This window comes from Pseudomonas sp. NBRC 111139 (assembly GCF_001753955.1).
Lineage (GTDB): Bacteria > Pseudomonadota > Gammaproteobacteria > Pseudomonadales > Pseudomonadaceae > Aquipseudomonas > Aquipseudomonas alloputida.
Genome location: NZ_BCBP01000017.1, coordinates 131,024 through 148,605 on the forward strand (window position 1 = coordinate 131,024; position 17,582 = coordinate 148,605).

At 62.9% G+C, this 17,582-nt stretch carries 19 protein-coding genes; 7 read left to right on the forward strand and 12 right to left on the reverse strand.

From position 1 onward, the window contains the following. Window positions 1-5 precede the first annotated feature (5 nt). Together BJQ17_RS03340 and BJQ17_RS29615 are read left to right on the forward strand one after the other, a co-directional pair. The gene (locus tag BJQ17_RS03340; RefSeq protein WP_004576509.1) at window positions 6-1,532 is read left to right on the forward strand and encodes a cryptochrome/photolyase family protein; all 1,527 of its coding nucleotides are present in this window, start codon (window positions 6-8) and stop codon (window positions 1,530-1,532) included. Then, window positions 1,529-1,711, forward strand: coding sequence for a DUF2256 domain-containing protein (locus tag BJQ17_RS29615; protein ID WP_080574912.1), 183 nt, complete (start codon window positions 1,529-1,531; stop codon window positions 1,709-1,711). Before BJQ17_RS03340 ends, BJQ17_RS29615 begins: the two co-directional genes overlap by 4 nt. Here the strand turns inward: BJQ17_RS29615 and BJQ17_RS03345 are convergent. The 7 genes from BJQ17_RS03345 to BJQ17_RS03375 all read right to left on the reverse strand — a co-directional run bounded on the left by BJQ17_RS03345 (window position 1,649) and on the right by BJQ17_RS03375 (window position 7,155). Then, entirely contained in the window at window positions 1,649-2,137 is a 489-nt protein-coding gene (locus BJQ17_RS03345) for a DUF2878 domain-containing protein (RefSeq protein ID WP_070095521.1), read from the reverse strand. The two genes, BJQ17_RS29615 and BJQ17_RS03345, sit on opposite strands and share 63 nt — an antisense overlap. Then, window positions 2,137-3,399 (reverse strand): cyclopropane-fatty-acyl-phospholipid synthase family protein, encoded by a 1,263-nt coding sequence (locus BJQ17_RS03350; protein WP_003254005.1) that lies wholly within the window; start codon window positions 3,397-3,399, stop codon window positions 2,137-2,139. The genes BJQ17_RS03345 and BJQ17_RS03350 overlap by 1 nt, the downstream gene beginning before the upstream one ends. Next, entirely contained in the window at window positions 3,374-4,183 is an 810-nt protein-coding gene (locus tag BJQ17_RS03355) for a DUF1365 domain-containing protein (protein ID WP_070095522.1), read from the reverse strand. Before BJQ17_RS03355 ends, BJQ17_RS03350 begins: the two co-directional genes overlap by 26 nt. Beyond that, a complete protein-coding gene (locus tag BJQ17_RS03360) occupies window positions 4,180-5,427 on the reverse strand; it encodes an NAD(P)/FAD-dependent oxidoreductase (RefSeq protein ID WP_070095523.1) in 1,248 nt (415 codons plus the stop codon). The genes BJQ17_RS03355 and BJQ17_RS03360 overlap by 4 nt, the downstream gene beginning before the upstream one ends. A gap of 6 nt (window positions 5,428-5,433) precedes the next feature. Further along, window positions 5,434-6,186: an SDR family oxidoreductase gene (locus BJQ17_RS03365; RefSeq protein WP_004576513.1), complete on the reverse strand. Its 753-nt coding sequence runs from the start codon at window positions 6,184-6,186 to the stop codon at window positions 5,434-5,436. After that, a complete protein-coding gene (locus BJQ17_RS03370; protein WP_003254001.1) occupies window positions 6,183-6,605 on the reverse strand; it encodes a nuclear transport factor 2 family protein in 423 nt (140 codons plus the stop codon). Before BJQ17_RS03370 ends, BJQ17_RS03365 begins: the two co-directional genes overlap by 4 nt. A 103-nt stretch (window positions 6,606-6,708) precedes the next feature. Then, a complete protein-coding gene (locus tag BJQ17_RS03375) occupies window positions 6,709-7,155 on the reverse strand; it encodes a PAS domain-containing protein (protein ID WP_003254000.1) in 447 nt (148 codons plus the stop codon). Window positions 7,156-7,308: 153 nt separating this feature from the next. Here BJQ17_RS03375 and BJQ17_RS03380 point away from each other — a divergent pair, with 153 nt between their 5' ends. Then, window positions 7,309-8,196 carry a MerR family transcriptional regulator gene (locus BJQ17_RS03380; protein ID WP_070095524.1) on the forward strand — a complete coding sequence of 296 codons (888 nt, stop codon included), beginning with the start codon at window positions 7,309-7,311 and terminating at the stop codon, window positions 8,194-8,196. Window positions 8,197-8,401: 205 nt separating this feature from the next. Here the strand turns inward: BJQ17_RS03380 and BJQ17_RS03385 are convergent, their stop codons facing one another. The 5 genes from BJQ17_RS03385 to BJQ17_RS03405 form a co-directional block, all read right to left on the reverse strand. After that, window positions 8,402-10,039 carry a mechanosensitive ion channel family protein gene (locus BJQ17_RS03385; RefSeq protein ID WP_070095525.1) on the reverse strand — a complete coding sequence of 546 codons (1,638 nt, stop codon included), beginning with the start codon at window positions 10,037-10,039 and terminating at the stop codon, window positions 8,402-8,404. Between the two features lie 67 nt (window positions 10,040-10,106). Beyond that, window positions 10,107-10,466 carry a cupin domain-containing protein gene (locus BJQ17_RS03390; protein WP_014860486.1) on the reverse strand — a complete coding sequence of 120 codons (360 nt, stop codon included), beginning with the start codon at window positions 10,464-10,466 and terminating at the stop codon, window positions 10,107-10,109. Further along, window positions 10,463-11,056, reverse strand: coding sequence for a GNAT family N-acetyltransferase (locus tag BJQ17_RS03395; protein ID WP_175442705.1), 594 nt, complete (start codon window positions 11,054-11,056; stop codon window positions 10,463-10,465). Before BJQ17_RS03395 ends, BJQ17_RS03390 begins: the two co-directional genes overlap by 4 nt. Before the next feature lie 188 nt (window positions 11,057-11,244). Further along, window positions 11,245-12,204 carry a ribose-phosphate pyrophosphokinase gene (locus BJQ17_RS03400; protein WP_070095527.1) on the reverse strand — a complete coding sequence of 320 codons (960 nt, stop codon included), beginning with the start codon at window positions 12,202-12,204 and terminating at the stop codon, window positions 11,245-11,247. A 95-nt stretch (window positions 12,205-12,299) separates the two neighbouring features. Next, entirely contained in the window at window positions 12,300-13,289 is a 990-nt protein-coding gene (locus BJQ17_RS03405; protein WP_004576516.1) for a universal stress protein, read from the reverse strand. 243 nt (window positions 13,290-13,532) lie between these two features. Between BJQ17_RS03405 and BJQ17_RS03410 the strand changes: the two genes are divergently transcribed. The 4 genes from BJQ17_RS03410 to BJQ17_RS03425 are packed head-to-tail and all read left to right on the forward strand — an operon-like array spanning window position 13,533 to window position 17,579. Continuing rightward, on the forward strand, window positions 13,533-14,942 hold the full coding sequence (locus BJQ17_RS03410; protein WP_004576517.1) for an LLM class flavin-dependent oxidoreductase: 1,410 nt from the start codon (window positions 13,533-13,535) through the stop codon (window positions 14,940-14,942). Between the two features lie 20 nt (window positions 14,943-14,962). Further along, window positions 14,963-15,934, forward strand: coding sequence for an AMP-binding protein (locus tag BJQ17_RS03415; RefSeq protein WP_019751199.1), 972 nt, complete (start codon window positions 14,963-14,965; stop codon window positions 15,932-15,934). Then, window positions 15,931-16,701: an ABC transporter ATP-binding protein gene (locus BJQ17_RS03420; RefSeq protein WP_003253991.1), complete on the forward strand. Its 771-nt coding sequence runs from the start codon at window positions 15,931-15,933 to the stop codon at window positions 16,699-16,701. The genes BJQ17_RS03415 and BJQ17_RS03420 overlap by 4 nt, the downstream gene beginning before the upstream one ends. Beyond that, window positions 16,698-17,579, forward strand: a complete 882-nt coding sequence (locus BJQ17_RS03425) for a branched-chain amino acid ABC transporter permease (RefSeq protein ID WP_070095528.1) — start codon at window positions 16,698-16,700, stop codon at window positions 17,577-17,579. Before BJQ17_RS03420 ends, BJQ17_RS03425 begins: the two co-directional genes overlap by 4 nt. Window positions 17,580-17,582 lie beyond the last annotated feature (3 nt).

The window sequence follows — 17,582 nt, forward strand, 5'->3', positions numbered from 1 at the left end:
GGACGATGCGCCTGGGCCTGGTGCTGGGTGACCAACTGTCGTTCGACCTGGCAAGTCTGGCGTCCCTTGACCCTGCTCGCGATGCGGTCCTGATGGCGGAAGTGGAGGGGGAGGCCCGATACGTACCGCATCATCCGCTGAAGATCATTCTCATCTTCAGCGCCATGCGGCATTTTGCCCAGGCCCTGCGTGAACGGGGTTGGCAGGTGCACTATGTCGAGCTGGATGCCGAGGGTAACAGCGGCAGCATCGTGGGGGAGTTGCGTCGATGGCAACAAGCCTTGGGCGCTACCCACATTCACTTGACCGAGTGCGGTGAGTGGCGCCTGGAGCAGGCCTTGCGTGATGCCGCACTGCCGCTTGTGTGGTTTCGCGACACGCGTTTTCTGTGCTCCCGTGAAGCCTTCGGGCGCTGGGCCACAGAACGTCGCCAGCTGCGTATGGAGCACTTCTACCGTGGCATGCGCAAGCGAACCGGCCTGCTCATGGAGCCTGACGGCAGCCCGGCAGGTGGGGCCTGGAATTTCGATGGCGACAATCGCAAGCCATTGCCACGGCAGCTGCGTGGCCCGTTCGCTGCGCATTTCGCGCAAGACGACATCACGGCAGCGGTGGTGGCCTTGGTGCGTCAGCGCTTCAGCGACCACTACGGGGGCGTCGACGGTTTCGACTACCCCGTGACCCACGCCGAGGCACAACAGCTGTGGCAGCATTTTCTGGATTTCGGCCTGGCGGCTTTCGGTGACTACCAGGATGCGATGGCCGAAGGCGAGCCGTACCTGTTTCATGCGCGCATCAGTGCGGCGCTCAACATCGGGCTTCTGGATGTGCGTCGTCTGTGCGACGACGTCGACAAAGCCTGGCGCGAGGGGCGGGTGCCGCTCAATGCAGCCGAAGGCTTCATTCGCCAGTTGATCGGCTGGCGTGAGTATGTGCGTGGCATCTATTGGCAGCGCATGCCGGCGTATGCCGGGCTCAATCACCTGAACAACGACCGGGCGCTGCCAGAATTCTACTGGACCGGGCACACCCGCATGCGCTGCATGGCCCAAGCCATCGGGCAGACCCTGCGGTTGGGCTACGCTCACCATATCCAGCGGTTGATGGTTACCGGCAACTTCGCCTTGCTGGCCGGTATCGTGCCAACCGCAATTTGTGAGTGGTACCTGGCGGTCTACATGGATGCCTTCGAGTGGGTCGAACTGCCCAACACGCTTGGCATGGTGATGCACGCCGATGGCGGCTACCTGGGGTCCAAGCCGTACTGCGCCAGTGGTCGTTATATCCAGCGCATGTCCGATCATTGCAAGGCTTGCAGTTACAGGGTCGACCAGGTGACCGAAGAGGAGGCCTGCCCGTTCAATGCCTTGTATTGGCATTTTCTCATTCGCCATCGCCCCCAGCTCTCGGCTAACCCGCGCCTGGCCCTGGTCTATCGCAGCCTCGATGGCATGCCCGCTGGCCGTCGCGATGCTGTGTGGCAACGTGGCCAGTCATTGCTGGCGCGGCTCGATGCGGGGCAGGCGTTATGAAAAAGAGCCTTCTGCCCAGCAAGGTTTGCGTGGTGTGTGGCCGGCCGTTCACCTGGCGCAAGCGCTGGGCACGCTGTTGGGAGCAGGTGCGCTACTGTTCCGAGCGATGTCGCCGGTCAGCGCCGCGCCGCGATGCGCGCCAGCAGGGGCAGGGCCAAAGCCCATATCGGCATCAGTAGCAGGCCGGTTTCCAGCGCGCCCAATGGCAAGGCGACACCTGCCAGCCTGGCACCGCCTACGTAGGCCAGAGGGCCGCCAATCGCCCCCAGCAGTGCGCCGCTTCGCCAGTGCCTGCCGGCCCATGCCAGGCTGTGACGCATTCCGCTGGCCAGCACCACCCACAGCAGCGCTAGCCACAGTGGCAGGGGCCAGGCGTCGAAACCGAACACCCCCAGTGCTCCCAGCACGCTGTCGAGCACACAGCCGATAAAGGTGACGCGCAACAGCGCCTTGACCTCGGCATGGATGTCCGGGCACAGGCGCAGGTGCACTGCCACGCCCGGAATCACCAGTAGCAACAGCAAAGGCCGCTCGGCCCCCAGCACGCAGACCCACCAGCCGGCTTGTAGCCAGAGGGCATTGGCGATCAGCCAGCGGCTGCGCATCAGGCACTGCCAGGCAAGGGCGCGCGGCGTGCCTGGGGTGCTGCCCAGAGCAGGTGCGCAACACCGATGGCGCGTTCCTCGAAACCGCCTTGGCAGTAGCAGAGGTAAAACTCCCACAAGCGCTGGAACATGTCATCGTAGCCAAGGTCCGTCAGCGCAGTGCGTGCCTGACGCAGGTTTTCGCGCCAGTGTCGCAGGGTGTGGGCGTAGTCCAGGCCAAAATCTTCCATGTGCACAAGGTTCAGGCCAGTGTGCCGGCTGGCGGTGTCGAGCAACACGCTCAGCGAAGGCAGGGCGCCCCCGGGGAAGATGTAGCGCTGGATAAAGTCGACCGAGCGCTGCGCCTGGGCATAGCGCTGGTCGCGGATGGTGATTGCCTGCAATAGCATCAGGCCTTCAGGTTTGATGAGCGAAGCACACTGGCGGAAATACACCGGCAGGTAGCGATGGCCAACCGCTTCGATCATCTCGATCGAAACCAGTTTGTCGAACGTGCCTTGAAGGTCGCGGTAGTCTTCGCGGAGTACTTGCACGCGCTGCCCCAGCCCCAAGGCCTTGACGCGCTCCAGGGTATGGCTGTACTGCGCCTCGGAGAGCGTCGTGGTGGTGACCCTGCAGCCGTAACGGGTGGCTGCGTGGATAGCGAGGCTGCCCCAGCCGCTGCCAATTTCCAGCAGGTGATCGTCAGGGCTCAGTTCGAGCTTCTGGCAGATGCGCTCCAGCTTGTGCAACTGGGCCTGCTCCAGTGTTTGCCCCGGGTGTTCGAATTGCGCAGCCGAATACATCATGGTGGGGTCCAGCAGCCGCTCGAACAGGGCATTGCCCAGGTCGTAGTGGGCCAGAATGTTGCGCCGGGCGCCGCGCTTGTCGTTGCGGTTGAGCCGGTGCAGCAGGCGCAGGGCAGGGCGGCCCAGGCGGGCCAGGCCGCCCTCGAGCGCGTCGAGCACTTCGAGGTTGGCGACGAACAGGCGGGTCACCAGCGCCAGGTCGGGGCTGCGCCAATAGCCGTGAATGTAGGCTTCGCCAGCACCGATCGAGCCATTGCCGGCGATCAGGCTCCAGGTGGCGTCATCGAGGATCTCCACCTCGGCCTGCAACGGGCTGTCGGCATCACCGAAACTCCACTGCTGCCCGTGGCTGAGCAGGCGCAGGTGGCCGTGACGCAGCTTGCCCAACTGGGCGAGCACGGCGCTTCGTGCCAGCCCGCCGAGCAGGGGCGCAAGGCCTGCGAACTTGCTAACGCTCAGGGTGGGATTTGACATCATCAAGGTCCTCGCAAGGTTGGCCGAGTGCCAGGTCACCCTGGCAGGTGGTGTGGTCATGCACGGGGGTGCGTTTGAGTAACAGGCGAAGCGCTTGCCAGTAGATGGCCGAGACAGTGCGCAGGCTCATCCATGGGAAGTTCAGGACATACCGACGTAGCGCTGCTCCATCCAGTGGCGTGCGGCGCAGGGCGAGGTCGGCCTCGAACACCTTTGTGCCGTCTTGCCAGTTCTGCATCTGAATGCGTACATGGTCCGTATCCAGGAAAAAGCGCAGGCGATAGTCCATGTCCAGCGGCATGAACGGTGACACATGGAAGGCCTTGCCGACGCTGAAGGGCCTGGCAAGGTTGCCTTGCACCGGGAGCACGTAATGAAAGCGTTCACGCCAGGGCGTGTTGCGCACTTCCATCAGGATCGCGGTCAGGCACCCGTCGCGGTCATGGCAGAAATAGAAGCTCACCGGGTTGAACGACAGCCCCCAGCACCGCAGTTGCGTGAGCAGCTGTACCCGGCCTTCGGGCAGGTGCCCCGTCGCCTGCCCGACCAGCAAGCGTGCAGCCTGGGCCAGCGATTCGCCTTGGCGGGTCAGGGCGGGCAGGTAGTCGGTTTCGCGCCAGCACAACGGCGCCAGGCGCCAGCGTCCCAGCCAGCGTGACAGGCCCATCAGCCAGGATTGTTCGTCCAGGTCCAGGTAGAACATGCCGATCCGGTAGCGGAACGCGTGGGCCCGCGGCGTCAGCCGACGGTGGCTGATCCAGCCCAGGCAGAGGCTGCTGTTCACAGTTGCTCTCCGAAGTGCGCGGCCACCTTCAGTGCGCTGACCACCCCGTCTTCATGAAAGCCATTGCCCCAGTAGGCGCCGCAGAAGTAACTGTGCTGTTGCCCTTGCAGTTGCTCTTGGCACGCTTGCGCGGCGGACGCTGCAACGCTGTACTGGGGATGGGCGTACTGGAAGCGGGCGATGACCTGCGCCGGGTCTATCAGTGCGGTCTGGTTGAGGCTCACACAGAAGGTTGTCGGTGCCTGGATACCCTGCAGAATGTTCATGTTGTAGGTCAGCGCGGCGGGCGCCCGCTCAGGGCCGCCCAGGCGGTAGTTCCAACTGGCCCAGGCGCGCTGGCGGCGTGGCAGCAGGCGGGTATCGGTGTGCAGCACCACGTCGTTGCTGGCGTAATCGATGGCGCTGAGTACGGCGCGCTCCTGGTTGCTGGGGCTTTCCAGCAGCGCCAGGGCCTGATCGCTGTGGCAAGCGAACACCACATTGTCGAAGCGTTCGGTGCCGGCCGCGCTCACGAGGGTCACGCCACCTTCGTCGCGGCTGACGCGGTAAACCTTGCAGTTGAGGCGGATGCGCTCAGCAAACGGTCGGCACAGCGGCGCGACATAGCTGCGCGAGCCGCCTTTGATCACCCGCCACTGTGGGCGTTGGTTGACCGACAGCAAGCCGTGGTTGCGACAGAAGCGCACGAAGAACTCAAGCGGGAAGTGGAGCATGTCTGCGCGAGACATCGACCAGATCGCCGACCCCATTGGCACGATGTAATGATCGATGAAGCGTTGCCCATAGCGGTTCGCTTGAAGGTAGTCGCCCAGCGTGGTGCTGGCATCGATACGCTGGTTGTCCAGGTCGGCCAGTGCCTGACGGTTGAAACGCAGAATGTCCCGGATCATCCCCCAGAACCCTGGGGACACCAGGTTGCTGCGTTGGGCGAACAGGGTGTTCAGGTCGTGGCCGTTATATTCCAGGCCCGTCATCGGGTCATGCACGGAAAAACTCATCTCGGTCGGCTGTGAAGGGACCTTGAGCTGGTCGAGCAAGCGGATGAAGTTCGGGTACGTCCAGTCGTTGAAGACGATAAAACCGGTATCTATCGCATGCCGCTGGCCTTTCCAGACCACATCAAGGGTGTGGGTGTGGCCCCCGACCCATTGCTCGGCCTCGAAAACCGTGACTTCGTGCTTGCGTGACAGCAAATGGGCGCAGGTCAGCCCCGCGATGCCACTGCCGATGATTGCTATACGCATGGATCATCATTCCTGTTCATGACGGGCGAGGCGTTGGCCCAGCGCCAGGCGCAAGCGCGCGGGCAGCGCCCCGAGCAGGCGCAACACCCAGGTGAAAAGACCGGGGAAGTTGATTTCCAGGGGGCGGCCGGGCAGGCGCCTGGCGATATGCCGGGCGGCACGCTGCGCAGACCACAGCTGTGGCATGGGGAAATCGTTGCGACGGGTCAGTGGCGTGTCCACGAAACCTGGGCTCACCAAGGTGACCGCGATGCCTTCGCGAGCCAGGTCGATTCGCTGTGATTCCACCAGATAGCGCACTGCAGCCTTGGACGCGCCATAGGCGCCAGCGCGGGGCAAGGCCAGCCAGGTCACCGAACTGCCCATGACCACCAGGTGGGGGTGTTGGCCTGCGCGAAGCAAGGGCAGTGCCGCCGCCAGGCAGTAGCTGACGCCCAGCAGGTTGGTGCGCATGACGCGCTCGACCAACGCCGGATCGAAATGCCCCGGCTCCAGGTATTCGCAGGTGCCGGCATTGAAAATGGCCATGTCCAGGCCCCCCCAGGCCTGCTCGATATGCGCAGCGATGCCGGCGACCTGCTCCGGGTTGTCAAGATCGCCAATGGCCAGCAATACCTGCCCAGGAAACCGTTCGGCCAGCGGGGCAAGGCGGTCGGCGTGGCGCCCGCCCAAGGCGACCTGGTGGCCTTGTTCCAGGAGGATTTGCGCGAGCGCGGCACCGATACCGCTGCTGGCGCCGGTCAGCCAACAGCGGCTCATGCCAGCCTGCCTTTGAGCCAGCGGATCGCGGTGCCCATGACGGGAAGGTGCTCATAAAGCAGGGCACCGGCGTCGAAATAGTCCTGGTGAAAATGCACACGGTCGCGCCAATGCAGGCAGCTGCACCCTTGCAACGTGATCGGCTGGCCCCCCGCCAGGCGCGGGTGGCAAAACTGCAGTGTCCAACGCAGGTAACCTTGCCCGGGCTTTACCTCGTCGGCGCTGGTGAAGGCGTAGCGGATATCGGTGGCGTTGGCGTACAACTGCTCGAAGTAGGCGCGCAGGGCCTGCAGCCCCTGTATCTGGTGCAGGGGATCACGGAAGGTGACATCGTCGCTGTACAGTTTATCCAGCGTGTCGAGGCTCGCCCCATCAAGGCGGGCGAAGCGCTCGGCGAACTGCTGTAGGTACGCTGACATACTGGGCTCCAGGCAATCCTGTACAACATTGAATTGTTGTACAGGTATAACTGAAGCCTAAGCTTTTATCTATACAAGTCAACGTCCTTGTATAGGTTTTTTGTCAGCGCTTGGCCTGGCCCTGCTGCCGGCGCAGTTCCGCCACTTCAGCCTCCAGCTCGCGAACCCTTTCCTCGGCGAATATCTGCGCTGTGACATCGCGCTGGATGCCGATGTAGTAGGTTAGCTGGTCCGCCTCGTTGTGCACGGGTGTGATGGACAACTCGTTCCAGAACAGGCTGCCGTCTTTGCGGTAGTTGCGCAGCACCTGGCAGCAGGGGCGGCCTTCGCGGATCGCCTCGCGGATGGTTGCGATGCCCGGCTGGTCGTGATCCTCTCCCTGAAGAAAACGGCAGTCCTGATAGAGGATATCGTCGGCGCAATAGCCGGTCAGGCGCTCGAAGGCCGGGTTGACGTAGATAAGGATGCTCTCATTGCCTTCCTGCTCGGCGACGACGATGCCATCGTTTGAATGTTCGACCATCAGTTGCAGGAGTTTTGCGTTGATCATGGGGCTCACCTACAGACACTTCGTATGCGATGTGCGCCGAAGGCTTCCGTGCAGAAGCTTTTGGCGCCGTTTGTTGCATGATGAACCAAGGAGGCTCGCCGCAGAAGGTGCATCTGGGTTTAGAATGTATCACCCCTTGGATGACACCTCGTTATGACCGACGCCACCCCACCCGAATTGCTACCCATGCGCGATGTGGTCAGCCTGACCGGCATCAATCCGGTGACCTTGCGTGCCTGGGAGCGGCGTCATGGGTTGATACGCCCGCAGCGCACCGAGGGCGGCCATCGCTTGTACACGGCCCAGGATGTGCAGCGCATACGCGACATCTTGCGCTGGACCGCCAACGGCCTGCCCATCAGCAAGGTTAGCGACAGGCTCGCCGGCCAGCCTGAGGTGCCTGTGCAGCAGCCCTCGGCCTTTGACGATTGGCGCGCCGCCGTTGCACGCGCCTCCAGGGCATTCGATGCGCAGGCGCTGGAAGCTATCCATGGGCAGCTGTTCACACTCTTGCCAAAGGCCACGGTGCTGCGGGACGTGCTGATGCCGGTTTGGCATGAGCTGGCTTCAGGCACTGCGCCAGGCCAGCGTAGCCAATGGCTGTTTCTCGATACGTTCTTGCGCGCTCGGCTGCTGCTGCGCTTGCAGATGAACCAGGTCGATGCGCCGCGGGTGCTGCTGGCGGGTACCGAGGGCCAAGCCGAGTGCCAGGTGTTGTGCGCCGGGCTGCTGTTGAGCAGCGAGCGACAACGCATCGACGTGCTCGGCTGCGGGCAGCCGCTGGAAGAGCTCCCGCTGCTGTGTGCAGCGGTGCAGCCTGCGGCACTGGTGATCGCGCTGCAGCCACCGGTTAGCCCTGCCTTGGCCAAGCGCCTGCGCTCGCTGCAGATGGACATTGCTTGTCCGCTGGCCTTGACGGGCGAGGGGCTGGCCGGTGTGCAAGCGGCCTTGCACGGGCTGCCGGTGTGCCTGCTGGACGAGCAGGGTGCTGACGTCGCGCGTGTGCTTGACGCCTTGCTCAGGGGGGCGCTGGACGTTTGAGCCTGGCCCTGCGCGATGCTCAGGGTGGTTGGGTCGTTGCTCGGCATGCTTTTGGCCCTTATCGGCGTCGATGAACAAGATCCTCAAGCAGTCGGGGAGCAACACGCCGGTCATCGGCTTCCGTCTGCTACGCCGTTTCCAATGTCCTGTTGGCAGTCTGCGGGCCGGTGATCATTGCGCTGACCGGCACCTGAGGCCTCATTGCTCACGCGGTGTTTTCAGGTTTGGACGGGGCCGTGTGCCACTGCTCCTTGGGCACCCATTTGGGTTGCTCGGGATCGCCCAGGTAGTGAGGCGACATGATTTGCACCCCATACTCGTTGAACACGTCCTGGATATTGGCGTGCAACAGGCTCAAAAGCTGCGCGCGTGGCCTGGGCTCTGACGGAATGGCCTGGGCCACTAATCGATACTCGGGGTAGAAGTCCGACAGTGCCGTCTGGAATACCTGGGGCATGGGCGTTTGCAGCACGCCGTCGGTGCGCCGAGCCGCTTCCAGCAACATCGCCTCGACCTGACGCCACGGGGTGTCGTAGCCAATGGTCACCACGGTGTCGACCACATAGCCTGGCCCTTGCACGATTCGTGAGTAGTTCTTGGTCACCGAGCCGGTAATCATCGAGTTGGGAAGTGTCAGCACTTCGCCAAGCCCGGTGCGAATGGTCGTGGTGAACATGCCCACCTCGGTCACCGTGCCCTCGTAATCACCCACACGTACAAATTCACCGACGCGCAGCGTGCGCGTGTAGGTGAGAATCAGTCCGGCGGCGCCTTGGCCGATGACACTGGTCGCCCCCAGTGAAACCATCAGACCGAGCAACACTGACAACCCCTTGAAGGCATCGGTACCCGAGCCGGGTAGATAGGGGTAGGCCATCACCAGGGCAAATAGCCAGATCGCCAGCGACGTCAGGCGCATGGTCGGTTGCAAGGTTTCGGCGGTCAGCCATTTCAATGTGCCTGGGCGTGCCATGCGCCTTAGCACACGTTTGGAGAAAGCGCTGATGCCCCGGGCGATGAAGAAGATCGACAGTGCAACGGCCAGGCCGGGCATGGCACGCAAAATACCGCTGATCAGGTAGTTGAGCAGCGCCATCAGGTGGATATTGAGGCTTTCCCCCCAAGACCTTGTGTAGGGGAACTGAGACAGCACGAAGCCCAGCCACTGGTAGCAGAACAACAACACGAGCAACCAGTACAGCAGCCAGAGAGAGCGGTCGATCAGGTAGTACAGGTTCTGCAGGTCGAACAGTTGCGTGTGGCCGACCTTGAGGCGCTCGGAGTGTTTGCCCATCAGTTTAGGCAGCAGTCCCAGGAGCTTGCGTCGACAGTAGCCTGCGGCCTTTACCAGCATGAAAAAGACCAAGGTTGCCGCAGCGCTGTAGCCTACCGCGGTGAGCAAGAACCGCAGGCTTCGCGCCTGGCGGGTTTCCTCGACGACAAGGCGCAGGTTCTCGGCGGCCTGCTCGGCGGCTTCGCCTGTTGTAATGGTATCGGCCGCAGCATCCAGTGGCGTCACGATGAATGCCCGGCGCCCGCCCAGCAGCACCAGGTAGCTGTGCAGGATAGGGTCGACGCGAACCTCCAGATCGTTTGTTTCCTGAAGCGTATCCTCGATGACCTTCTTGGCGCGCTGGGCACGCACCGTGGGTGTTTCGCCCAGCAGCGTCGCACGAAAGACCAGCACCGTGCGGTTGATGACGGTCAGCGGCGCGGGTTCGGCAATCACACCCTCTATCTCTGGCCCGGACTGAGGGGTGTCCGCATGGAGCAGGGGCGAGAACAGCAAGTGGATCAGTAGCATCAGCCCAGCAGCCCGTCCGAACCTGCGCTTGTTGCCCATTTAACAGCCCCTGTGCCGGCGTGTGGATTGCTACCAGCATAGTCGGCTTCAGCCAGCATTCAGTGGCTTAGTTCGCGGGCACGAGGATCACGAAGTTCTTCTTCATGTCTTCCACTACGGTCCATTTGCCCTTGGCGCCCGGTTCGATAATGAACGTGTCGCCAGCGGCCAGTGTGACCGGGGCGCAACCCTCAAGCTCGATGACGCAGCATCCACTCAGGACATGGCAGAACTCCCAGACTTTGTAGTCAATGCGCCACGCCCCGGTGCTGGCTTCCCATTCTCCGGAAATGCGACCTTGCTGTTCATCGTGATAGTACTTGGACGTCAGCGTGTGAGGGCTGCCTTCCAGGACTTCTTCAAAGAACGGAAGGTCGCGCAGCGGTTGGATATCCAGTTCGCGGAACACGGTCAGTTTCTGGTTCATGGCTGTTTCTCGAGCACGTTGTGAGTAGGGCGATACATTAAATAGGCTTCACCGGTGACGCCCAGCATCGGGTGCGGAACGATCTGGCAGGTTTTAACAATTTGAAAACCATGACGTTCGTAGAAGCGGCGTGCACCGTGGTTTTCTGCGTAATCGATCAGGCACAACCCATCAAGGCCCGCGTCGTCAGCGCGCTGCTGGGCGTGGTGAAGAAACTGGGCGCCCAGCCCCTGGCTCCGCCAGTCCTCATCCAGCGCCAGGCTGGATATGTACAAGGTATCGGGTATTTCCATGTCGGAATAAGGCGCGAGGACGGGGTCGGTCTCGACTGGCCTGTCAGGCGTTGCGCGCAAGGCATAGCTATGCATCATGCCGATGACGCGCCCTTCAAAAGTGGCCATCAGGCAGTTCTTGTATGAAAAGTCGCCCTGTTCTCTGGCATAGCGAGACGCACCGACACTCAGCAAGGCTTCTCCAGGTGCGGCGAGCTTGCTCCATATGTAATCGGCCATGCCCTCCGATGTCAGTTGAAAGAAGCGCGCAATATCATGCGCGTCCGAGACTTGAGCGGGTCTGAAGTCGATAGGCATGCACAGTGCTCCCATGGTGCCGGGGGTCAGTTTTCAAGGGCTACGCCTTTGGCAGGGAGGCAGGGTAGACGGTTATAGCGGTTCCCATGATGCTCTGCGCGAACACCATCAGCATGGCCTGCGACACGCCTCATGGCCCGACCGATTTCAGGAGTAGGGACGCTCCGCCGGCGCCACCTGCACTGGGGTCATGCGCCAGTGCCCGGGCGGTCGGCAAGCAACTCGGCGACCAAGGCGCTGGTATCGACGATATCCAGTTGCGCCAGGCATCGCACGGGCAGGCGAAAGGGGGCGATGCTGTCGGCCACCAGTACCCGTTCGAACGCGCCGCTGTCGAACAGCTCGCCACCGGTGGTGAACAGGCCGTGGGTGGCCGCAGCCAGTAGGCGGCTGGCTCCGGCCTGCCGGCAGGCCTGGGCAGCGCGTAGCAGCGTCTGCCCCGTGCTGATCAGGTCATCGAACACGATGACGGTGCTGCCTGCCACGTTACCGACCAGGTGTTCGCCGCTCAGGCCTGCCTGCTGGCGGTGTTTTTCCATCATGGCCACCGAGACCGGGCGCGCCAGCAGGTGCGCCAGGACCTGGCGAAACTGCTCCGCACGTTTGACGCCACCGATATCCGGCGACACCACCGTGACCGCCTGCTCACCGAGGAGCGGGGCCAGGCGTTGGGCGAACAGTGGGGTACATTGCAGGTTCCAGCTCGGGATTCGGTAGGCGTTGTCGAAGGCGCTGGGGTTGTGCACGTCCAGCGCCACAATGCGGTCCACGCCGCAGCTTTCCATCAGCCGAGCCACATGGCGAGTGATGATAGCGTCCTGAAACTCCACCTTGCGGTCCTTGCGACCATAACAGAGGTAAGGCGTGACTGCCGTCACCTGGCGGGCAGCAGCGTCCTTGAGCGCGCCACAGAAGAACAACAACCGGCATAGCTTGTCATGCGCGCTGTGGTGCGCGTCACCATACAGCGAGTGGAAGACGATGACCGATCGACCGTCCACCGATTCGCCAGGCCAGCACTTGTGCTCTCCGTCCTCGTAGTCGCGCTCTTCATGTGCAGACAGTGTCCTGCCCAGGCGTTGCGCCACGGCATTCCCATAGGCCTGGCTGCCTTGCAGGGCGAACAGCAACGGCGAGGTGTCATTCATGCCCTGCGCTCCAGAGGTCGTTCACAGCGACATGAGCTGCATGGCACTGTGCGGTTTGATGAGTATCCAGTCGAGCATAGCCAGTGGGCGACCGTTCAACCGTGAATCGCCAGAATACTGGAGTGAACCTTGTACAGGGTTTGCTCGGTAGTACTGCCGACGACCTTGCTCACCCCCTCGTGGTAGAGCGTGCCCATCACCACCACATCGAAGCCTTGCTGGTTCGCGTACTCGCTGACCACGTTACGGGCAGCGCCCCGCACCAGGTGCAGGTGGTCTGGCTTGATGCCATAGTGGCCGCCGAACGTCGCCATGCGCTCGCGCGCACGACCTGACATTTCCTCGACCAGTTTGTCTGTCCAGGCCACGGGTGCGGCGGCATAGGCGACGAAACTGGCGCTGGGTTCGTAGGCCTGCAGCAAATGCAGCTGCGCCTTGCAGCGTTGTGCCAGTGCCTGTGCCGATTGCAGGATGTGGTCGTTGAGCTTGTCGATCACCGGGTCGTGCTCGACCAGATCAACGGCGACCAGTATGCGCGCTGGCAGCTTCGTTTCAGCCTGGGCTACCAGGTGCAGCGGGATCGGGCAGCGGCGTAGCAATTGCCAGTCCAATGGCGTGAGCAGGGCACGGCTCAAGGCGGTTTCGTGCTGGATGTCCTTGATCACCATCCCGACCCGGTGCAGTTGGGCCAGCCGGATCAAGTCCTTGAGCGGGTCTTGATCGTCCAGTGTCTCGGCGTAGGCGGTAATGCCCAGCTCGCCCAGCGCCTTGACCTGCTCAGCGAGCCAAGCCTTGCGATGCTCGGCGTCCTGCTTGCGGGCGTTTTTGCGTAGCACCTGGTCCAGGGTTGCCAGGCGCGAGGGCAATTGACTGAGCGCCACCAGGTGCAAGGTAGCACCTGTCGCACTGCTCAGCGCTTGAGCACGCGTCAGGGCAGGCGAAGGGTGCAGGTCTGGATGGCAGATCAGCAGCAGTCTTGAGTAAGTATTCATGATGGCCTCCACCGCGGTGGCAGCCTCGATGAAGGCCCACCGGTTCAGGCCAAGCGTGACGCAGTGGGGCTCGATGACCTTGATATTTATCAAGATTGGCTGAATGCGGTGTACTCATGACCGGGTCGCAGAGCTCGGCATGTTTCTCGCTGCGCATCAACACTGTTCGCTGTTGTACAGCTGATCAGCAGTGATGTCGTCCTCCAGGCATTAAAGCTGCTTCGAGCAATCTCTATGTCATTGTAAATAAAGAAAATATTTATTGGCATGGATTGTGTTGATAGAGCATTGAGAGGCGCCGAAACAGGGTGCCGAGCCTATCGATCAGGAGCCCCCATGCCACGTGAAATTCGTTTGAACGCCTTCGAGATGAACTGTGTCGGCCATCAGTCGCCCGGACTCTGGAGGCACCCCAAGGATCGCGCCTGGCAATACAAGGATCTGGAGTACTGGACGGATCTGGCCAAGTTGCTTGAGCGCGGTAAGTTTGACGGCATCTTCATCGCCGACGTGATCGGCATCTACGACGTGCTGGGCGGCAATGGCGATGCGGCCATCCGCCAGGCGACCCAGGTTCCGGTCAATGATCCGCTGGCGCTGATCACCCCGATGGCGCTGGTTACCGAACACCTCGGTTTTGGCCTCACCGCCTCGCTGACGTTCGAGCACCCGTATCCTTTCGCCCGGCGCCTGTCGACCCTGGATCACTTGACCAAGGGGCGCATCGGCTGGAACATCGTTACCTCGTACCTCGACAGCGGCGCGCGCAACCTCGGGCAGAAGGCGCTGAGCGACCACGATGCGCGCTACGACTACGCCGACGAATATCTTGAAGTGCTCTACAAGCTGTTCGAGGGGAGCTGGGAAGAGGGCGCTGTGCTGCGTGATCGCGAGCGCGGCATTTTCAGCGATCCCAGCAAGGTTCATGAGATCCGCCACCAGGGCAAGCACTTCCAGGTGCCCGGCATCCACCTCTGCGAGCCTTCGCCGCAGCGCACGCCGGTGCTCTATCAGGCGGGGGCGTCGAGCCGTGGCAAGGACTTCGCAGCCGGACACGCCGAGTGCGTGTTCGTCGCCGCACCGTCCAAGGTGATCCTGAAGAAAACCGTGGCCGACATCCGCCGTCGCGCTGCCGAGGCCGGGCGTGATCCACGCAAGGTGCTGATCTTCAACCTGCAGACAGTGATCGTCGACGAGACCGACGCCAAGGCTCAGGCCAAGTGGCAGGAGCTCACGTCATATACCAGCTACGAAGGTGCGCTGGCGCTGATCTCGGGATGGACGGGTATCGACTTCGGCCAGTACCGGCCCGACCAGGTGCTCAAGCATATCCATACCAATGCCATTCAGTCGGCAGTGGAAACCTTTTCCACCGCCGACCCCAATAAGCAATGGACGGTGCAGGAACTGGCCGATTGGGTGGGTATTGGCGGCTTCGGCCCGCTGATCGTCGGCAGTGCGCAGACCGTCGCCGACGAGCTGCAGGCCTGGGTCGAGGAAACCGACGTGGACGGCTTCAACCTGGCTTACGTCCTGGCCCACGAAACCTTCCGCGATGTGGTCGAGCTGTTGGTGCCCGAGTTGCAGAAACGCGGTGTGTACAAGACCGAATATCGTTCCGGAACCCTGCGCGAGAAGCTCTTCGGGGATGGCCCGCGACTGCCCGCCAACCATCCTGGCGCCGGCTATCGCGACCTCAGCCAGCAGCGCGAGAACGTCGGTGTCAACCTGGCCGAGCCGGCCTGAATCGGCAGAGGAGTCATTGCATGAGCATTCATGAACGCTATCTGCCGTTGCCCGACGTAGTGGCCGACAGCGCCCTGACGGCGCTGCAGCGTTGGGCCAGAGAACGGCCGACACAAATCGCCCTGCGTCATCGCCGTCTTGGTGTGTGGAAGGCCTGGCGCTGGATCGATGTGCAGCACGAGGTCGAGCGGGTTGCCAACGGCTTGCGCCAGCAGGGGTTCGGCCCCGGGCAGCGCCTGGCATTGAGTGGCGCCTTCGAGCCGAGCCTGCTGATTCTGGCGTTGGCTGCCCACCCGCTTGGCGGCCAGAGTCTGGTGATTGGCCGCGACAGCCGTGGCGATGAGCTGCAACGGCAACTGCGCCAGGCGCGTCCGACGTTCGCCTTCGTCCAACGCCGTGAAGACGTGTCGCACTGGTTGGGCAGCGGCCTTGCCGAGCTGTGGCCACTGCGTTTGTTTTCCGCCCAGGCCAATGTCGTGAGCAACGGCTTGTGGCAGGTGCAGCCGCTGTCGACGTTGTTTGTCGGCGAGGCGCCGGTGGCGCAGCGTCAGGGTTGGGCGCAGGTCGCCGAAGATGACGTGCTGTGGGTCGATGAGGGCACCGAATGGCGTGAGGGACTGGGGCATTTGCTGAGCCGTTGGTTGCACCATGGCGAAAGTCTAGCCTTCCCGGAAACGAGCGAGTCTGCTGGTCGCGACCGTCGCGAAATCGCCCCGACCGGGTTGTTGTTGTCCGCTGCGGGGGTCGAGGCGCTGGCGGGCGAAATCGATGCCCGCCTGGCGCCACCAGACAGTTGGCGACGGCGTCTGTGTGACTGGACGCTGGAAAATCCACACCAGGGCTTGCGTCGCTGGCTGAAGCAGCGGGTGCGGCGTCTGCTCGGCTTCCATCGCTTGCGCCGGATCGAGGTGCCAAGTGCGTCCGCCAGCGTGGCGCTACAAGGCCCGGCACGCTTGTCATGGCTGCACGAATATCTGGAGCGCGCGGCATGAGTGCTTTGCTGGAGGTGCGCAACGTGTCGCTGTCGTTCAAGGGCGTGAAGGCGATTTCCGACTTGTCCTTCAGCGTCAGGCGCGGCGAGATCTGCGCCCTGATCGGGCCGAATGGCGCCGGCAAGAGCTCGCTGCTGAACATCCTCAATGGCGTCTACCGGGCCGATGCCGGCCAGCTGTTCTTCGCCACCGAGCCGTTGCGCCGGCCGCACCCGCTGCAGGCGGCGCGGCTGGGGATCGGCCGTACCTTCCAGAACAATGCGCTGTTCAAGAAGATGAGTGTGCTGGACAACCTGCTTACCGGTCTGTCGCGTTTCCAGCGCAGTTTCTTTCTCGAACAGGCGCTGGGCCTGCCACGTGCCCGGCGCGAGGCCCGGGCTTTCGCCGAGCGCGCCGAGCAGGTGCTGGAGTTCCTCGAGCTGCAGCCCTGGCGCGACGTTGCCGTGGGCAGCCTGGCCTATGGCCTGCAGAAACGCGTGGAGCTGGGGCGTGCGCTGATCGCGCAGCCGACCCTGCTGCTGCTCGATGAGCCGATGGCGGGGATGAACGCCGAAGAGAAACAGGACATGAGCCGCTTCATCGCCGATATCAACCGTGATCTCGGCACCACGGTGATTCTCATCGAACACGACATTCAGGTGGTCATGGGGCTGTCCAGCCACGTGGTGGTGCTGGACTACGGGCGCAAGGTCGGCGATGGCACACCGGCCGAAGTGCAGGCCAATCCCGATGTGATCGCCGCCTACCTGGGAGCGCCACACGGATGAACTTCTTCCTGGAAACCTTGATCGGCGGCTTGCTCGCCGGCACCCTGTATTCGCTGGTGGCCATCGGCTTCGTGCTGATCTACAAGGCCAGCGGCGTGTTCAACTTCGCCCAGGGCGCGATGCTGCTGTTTGCTGCGCTGACCTTCGTCAGCCTGCACGAGCAGGGCCTGCCGTTCGCCCTGGCGTTGGCCCTGACCGTACTGGTGATGATCGTCGGCGCGCTGCTGATCGAGCGCCTGGTGCTGCGGCCCCTGGTCAATCGCTCGCAGATCACCCTGTTCATGGCCACCCTTGGCCTGTCGTTCATCATCGAGGGCCTGGCCCAGGGCTTGATGGGCGCCCAGGTACGCGCGCTGGATCTGGGCATCGAGGACGTCCCGCTGTTCGTCGGCGAACTGATGATCAGCCAGTTCGACCTGGTTGCCTCCGGCGTTTCCGCCTTGTTGGTGGCGGTGCTGGCGCTGCTGTTCAACAAGACCCGCATCGGTGTGGCCTTGCGGGCGGTGGCCGACGATACCCGCGCGGCGCTGTCGCTGGGGATCAACCTCAACCGCATCTGGCAGATCGTCTGGGCCGTGGCCGGAATGGTCGGGCTGGTGGCCGGGCTGCTCTGGGGGGCGCGCCAGGGCGTGCAGTTCTCGCTCTCGCTGGTCGTGCTCAAGGCGCTGCCGGTGCTGATCATCGGCGGCTTCACCTCGATTGGCGGAGCCATCGTCGGCGGGCTGATCGTCGGCGCCGCCGAGAACCTCGCCGAAGCCTACATAGGCCCGCTGATCGGCGGCGGCATCACGCCCTGGTTCGCGTATTTCCTTGCCCTGATCTTCCTCTACATCCGTCCGGCCGGCCTGCTCGGCGACCGGGCCACCGAACGGGTATGACGC

Coding starts and splice junctions, on each gene's coding strand:
- BJQ17_RS03340 (WP_004576509.1), top strand. CDS start 6: ATGCGCCTGGGCCTGGTGCTGGGTGACCAACTGTCGTTCGACCTGGCA.
- BJQ17_RS29615 (WP_080574912.1), top strand. CDS start 1,529: ATGAAAAAGAGCCTTCTGCCCAGCAAGGTTTGCGTGGTGTGTGGCCGG.
- BJQ17_RS03345 (WP_070095521.1), bottom strand. CDS start 2,137: ATGCGCAGCCGCTGGCTGATCGCCAATGCCCTCTGGCTACAAGCCGGC.
- BJQ17_RS03350 (WP_003254005.1), bottom strand. CDS start 3,399: ATGTCAAATCCCACCCTGAGCGTTAGCAAGTTCGCAGGCCTTGCGCCC.
- BJQ17_RS03360 (WP_070095523.1), bottom strand. CDS start 5,427: ATGCGTATAGCAATCATCGGCAGTGGCATCGCGGGGCTGACCTGCGCC.
- BJQ17_RS03365 (WP_004576513.1), bottom strand. CDS start 6,186: ATGAGCCGCTGTTGGCTGACCGGCGCCAGCAGCGGTATCGGTGCCGCG.
- BJQ17_RS03370 (WP_003254001.1), bottom strand. CDS start 6,605: ATGTCAGCGTACCTACAGCAGTTCGCCGAGCGCTTCGCCCGCCTTGAT.
- BJQ17_RS03375 (WP_003254000.1), bottom strand. CDS start 7,155: ATGATCAACGCAAAACTCCTGCAACTGATGGTCGAACATTCAAACGAT.
- BJQ17_RS03380 (WP_070095524.1), top strand. CDS start 7,309: ATGACCGACGCCACCCCACCCGAATTGCTACCCATGCGCGATGTGGTC.
- BJQ17_RS03385 (WP_070095525.1), bottom strand. CDS start 10,039: ATGGGCAACAAGCGCAGGTTCGGACGGGCTGCTGGGCTGATGCTACTG.
- BJQ17_RS03390 (WP_014860486.1), bottom strand. CDS start 10,466: ATGAACCAGAAACTGACCGTGTTCCGCGAACTGGATATCCAACCGCTG.
- BJQ17_RS03395 (WP_175442705.1), bottom strand. CDS start 11,056: ATGCCTATCGACTTCAGACCCGCTCAAGTCTCGGACGCGCATGATATT.
- BJQ17_RS03400 (WP_070095527.1), bottom strand. CDS start 12,204: ATGAATGACACCTCGCCGTTGCTGTTCGCCCTGCAAGGCAGCCAGGCC.
- BJQ17_RS03410 (WP_004576517.1), top strand. CDS start 13,533: ATGCCACGTGAAATTCGTTTGAACGCCTTCGAGATGAACTGTGTCGGC.
- BJQ17_RS03415 (WP_019751199.1), top strand. CDS start 14,963: ATGAGCATTCATGAACGCTATCTGCCGTTGCCCGACGTAGTGGCCGAC.
- BJQ17_RS03420 (WP_003253991.1), top strand. CDS start 15,931: ATGAGTGCTTTGCTGGAGGTGCGCAACGTGTCGCTGTCGTTCAAGGGC.
- BJQ17_RS03425 (WP_070095528.1), top strand. CDS start 16,698: ATGAACTTCTTCCTGGAAACCTTGATCGGCGGCTTGCTCGCCGGCACC.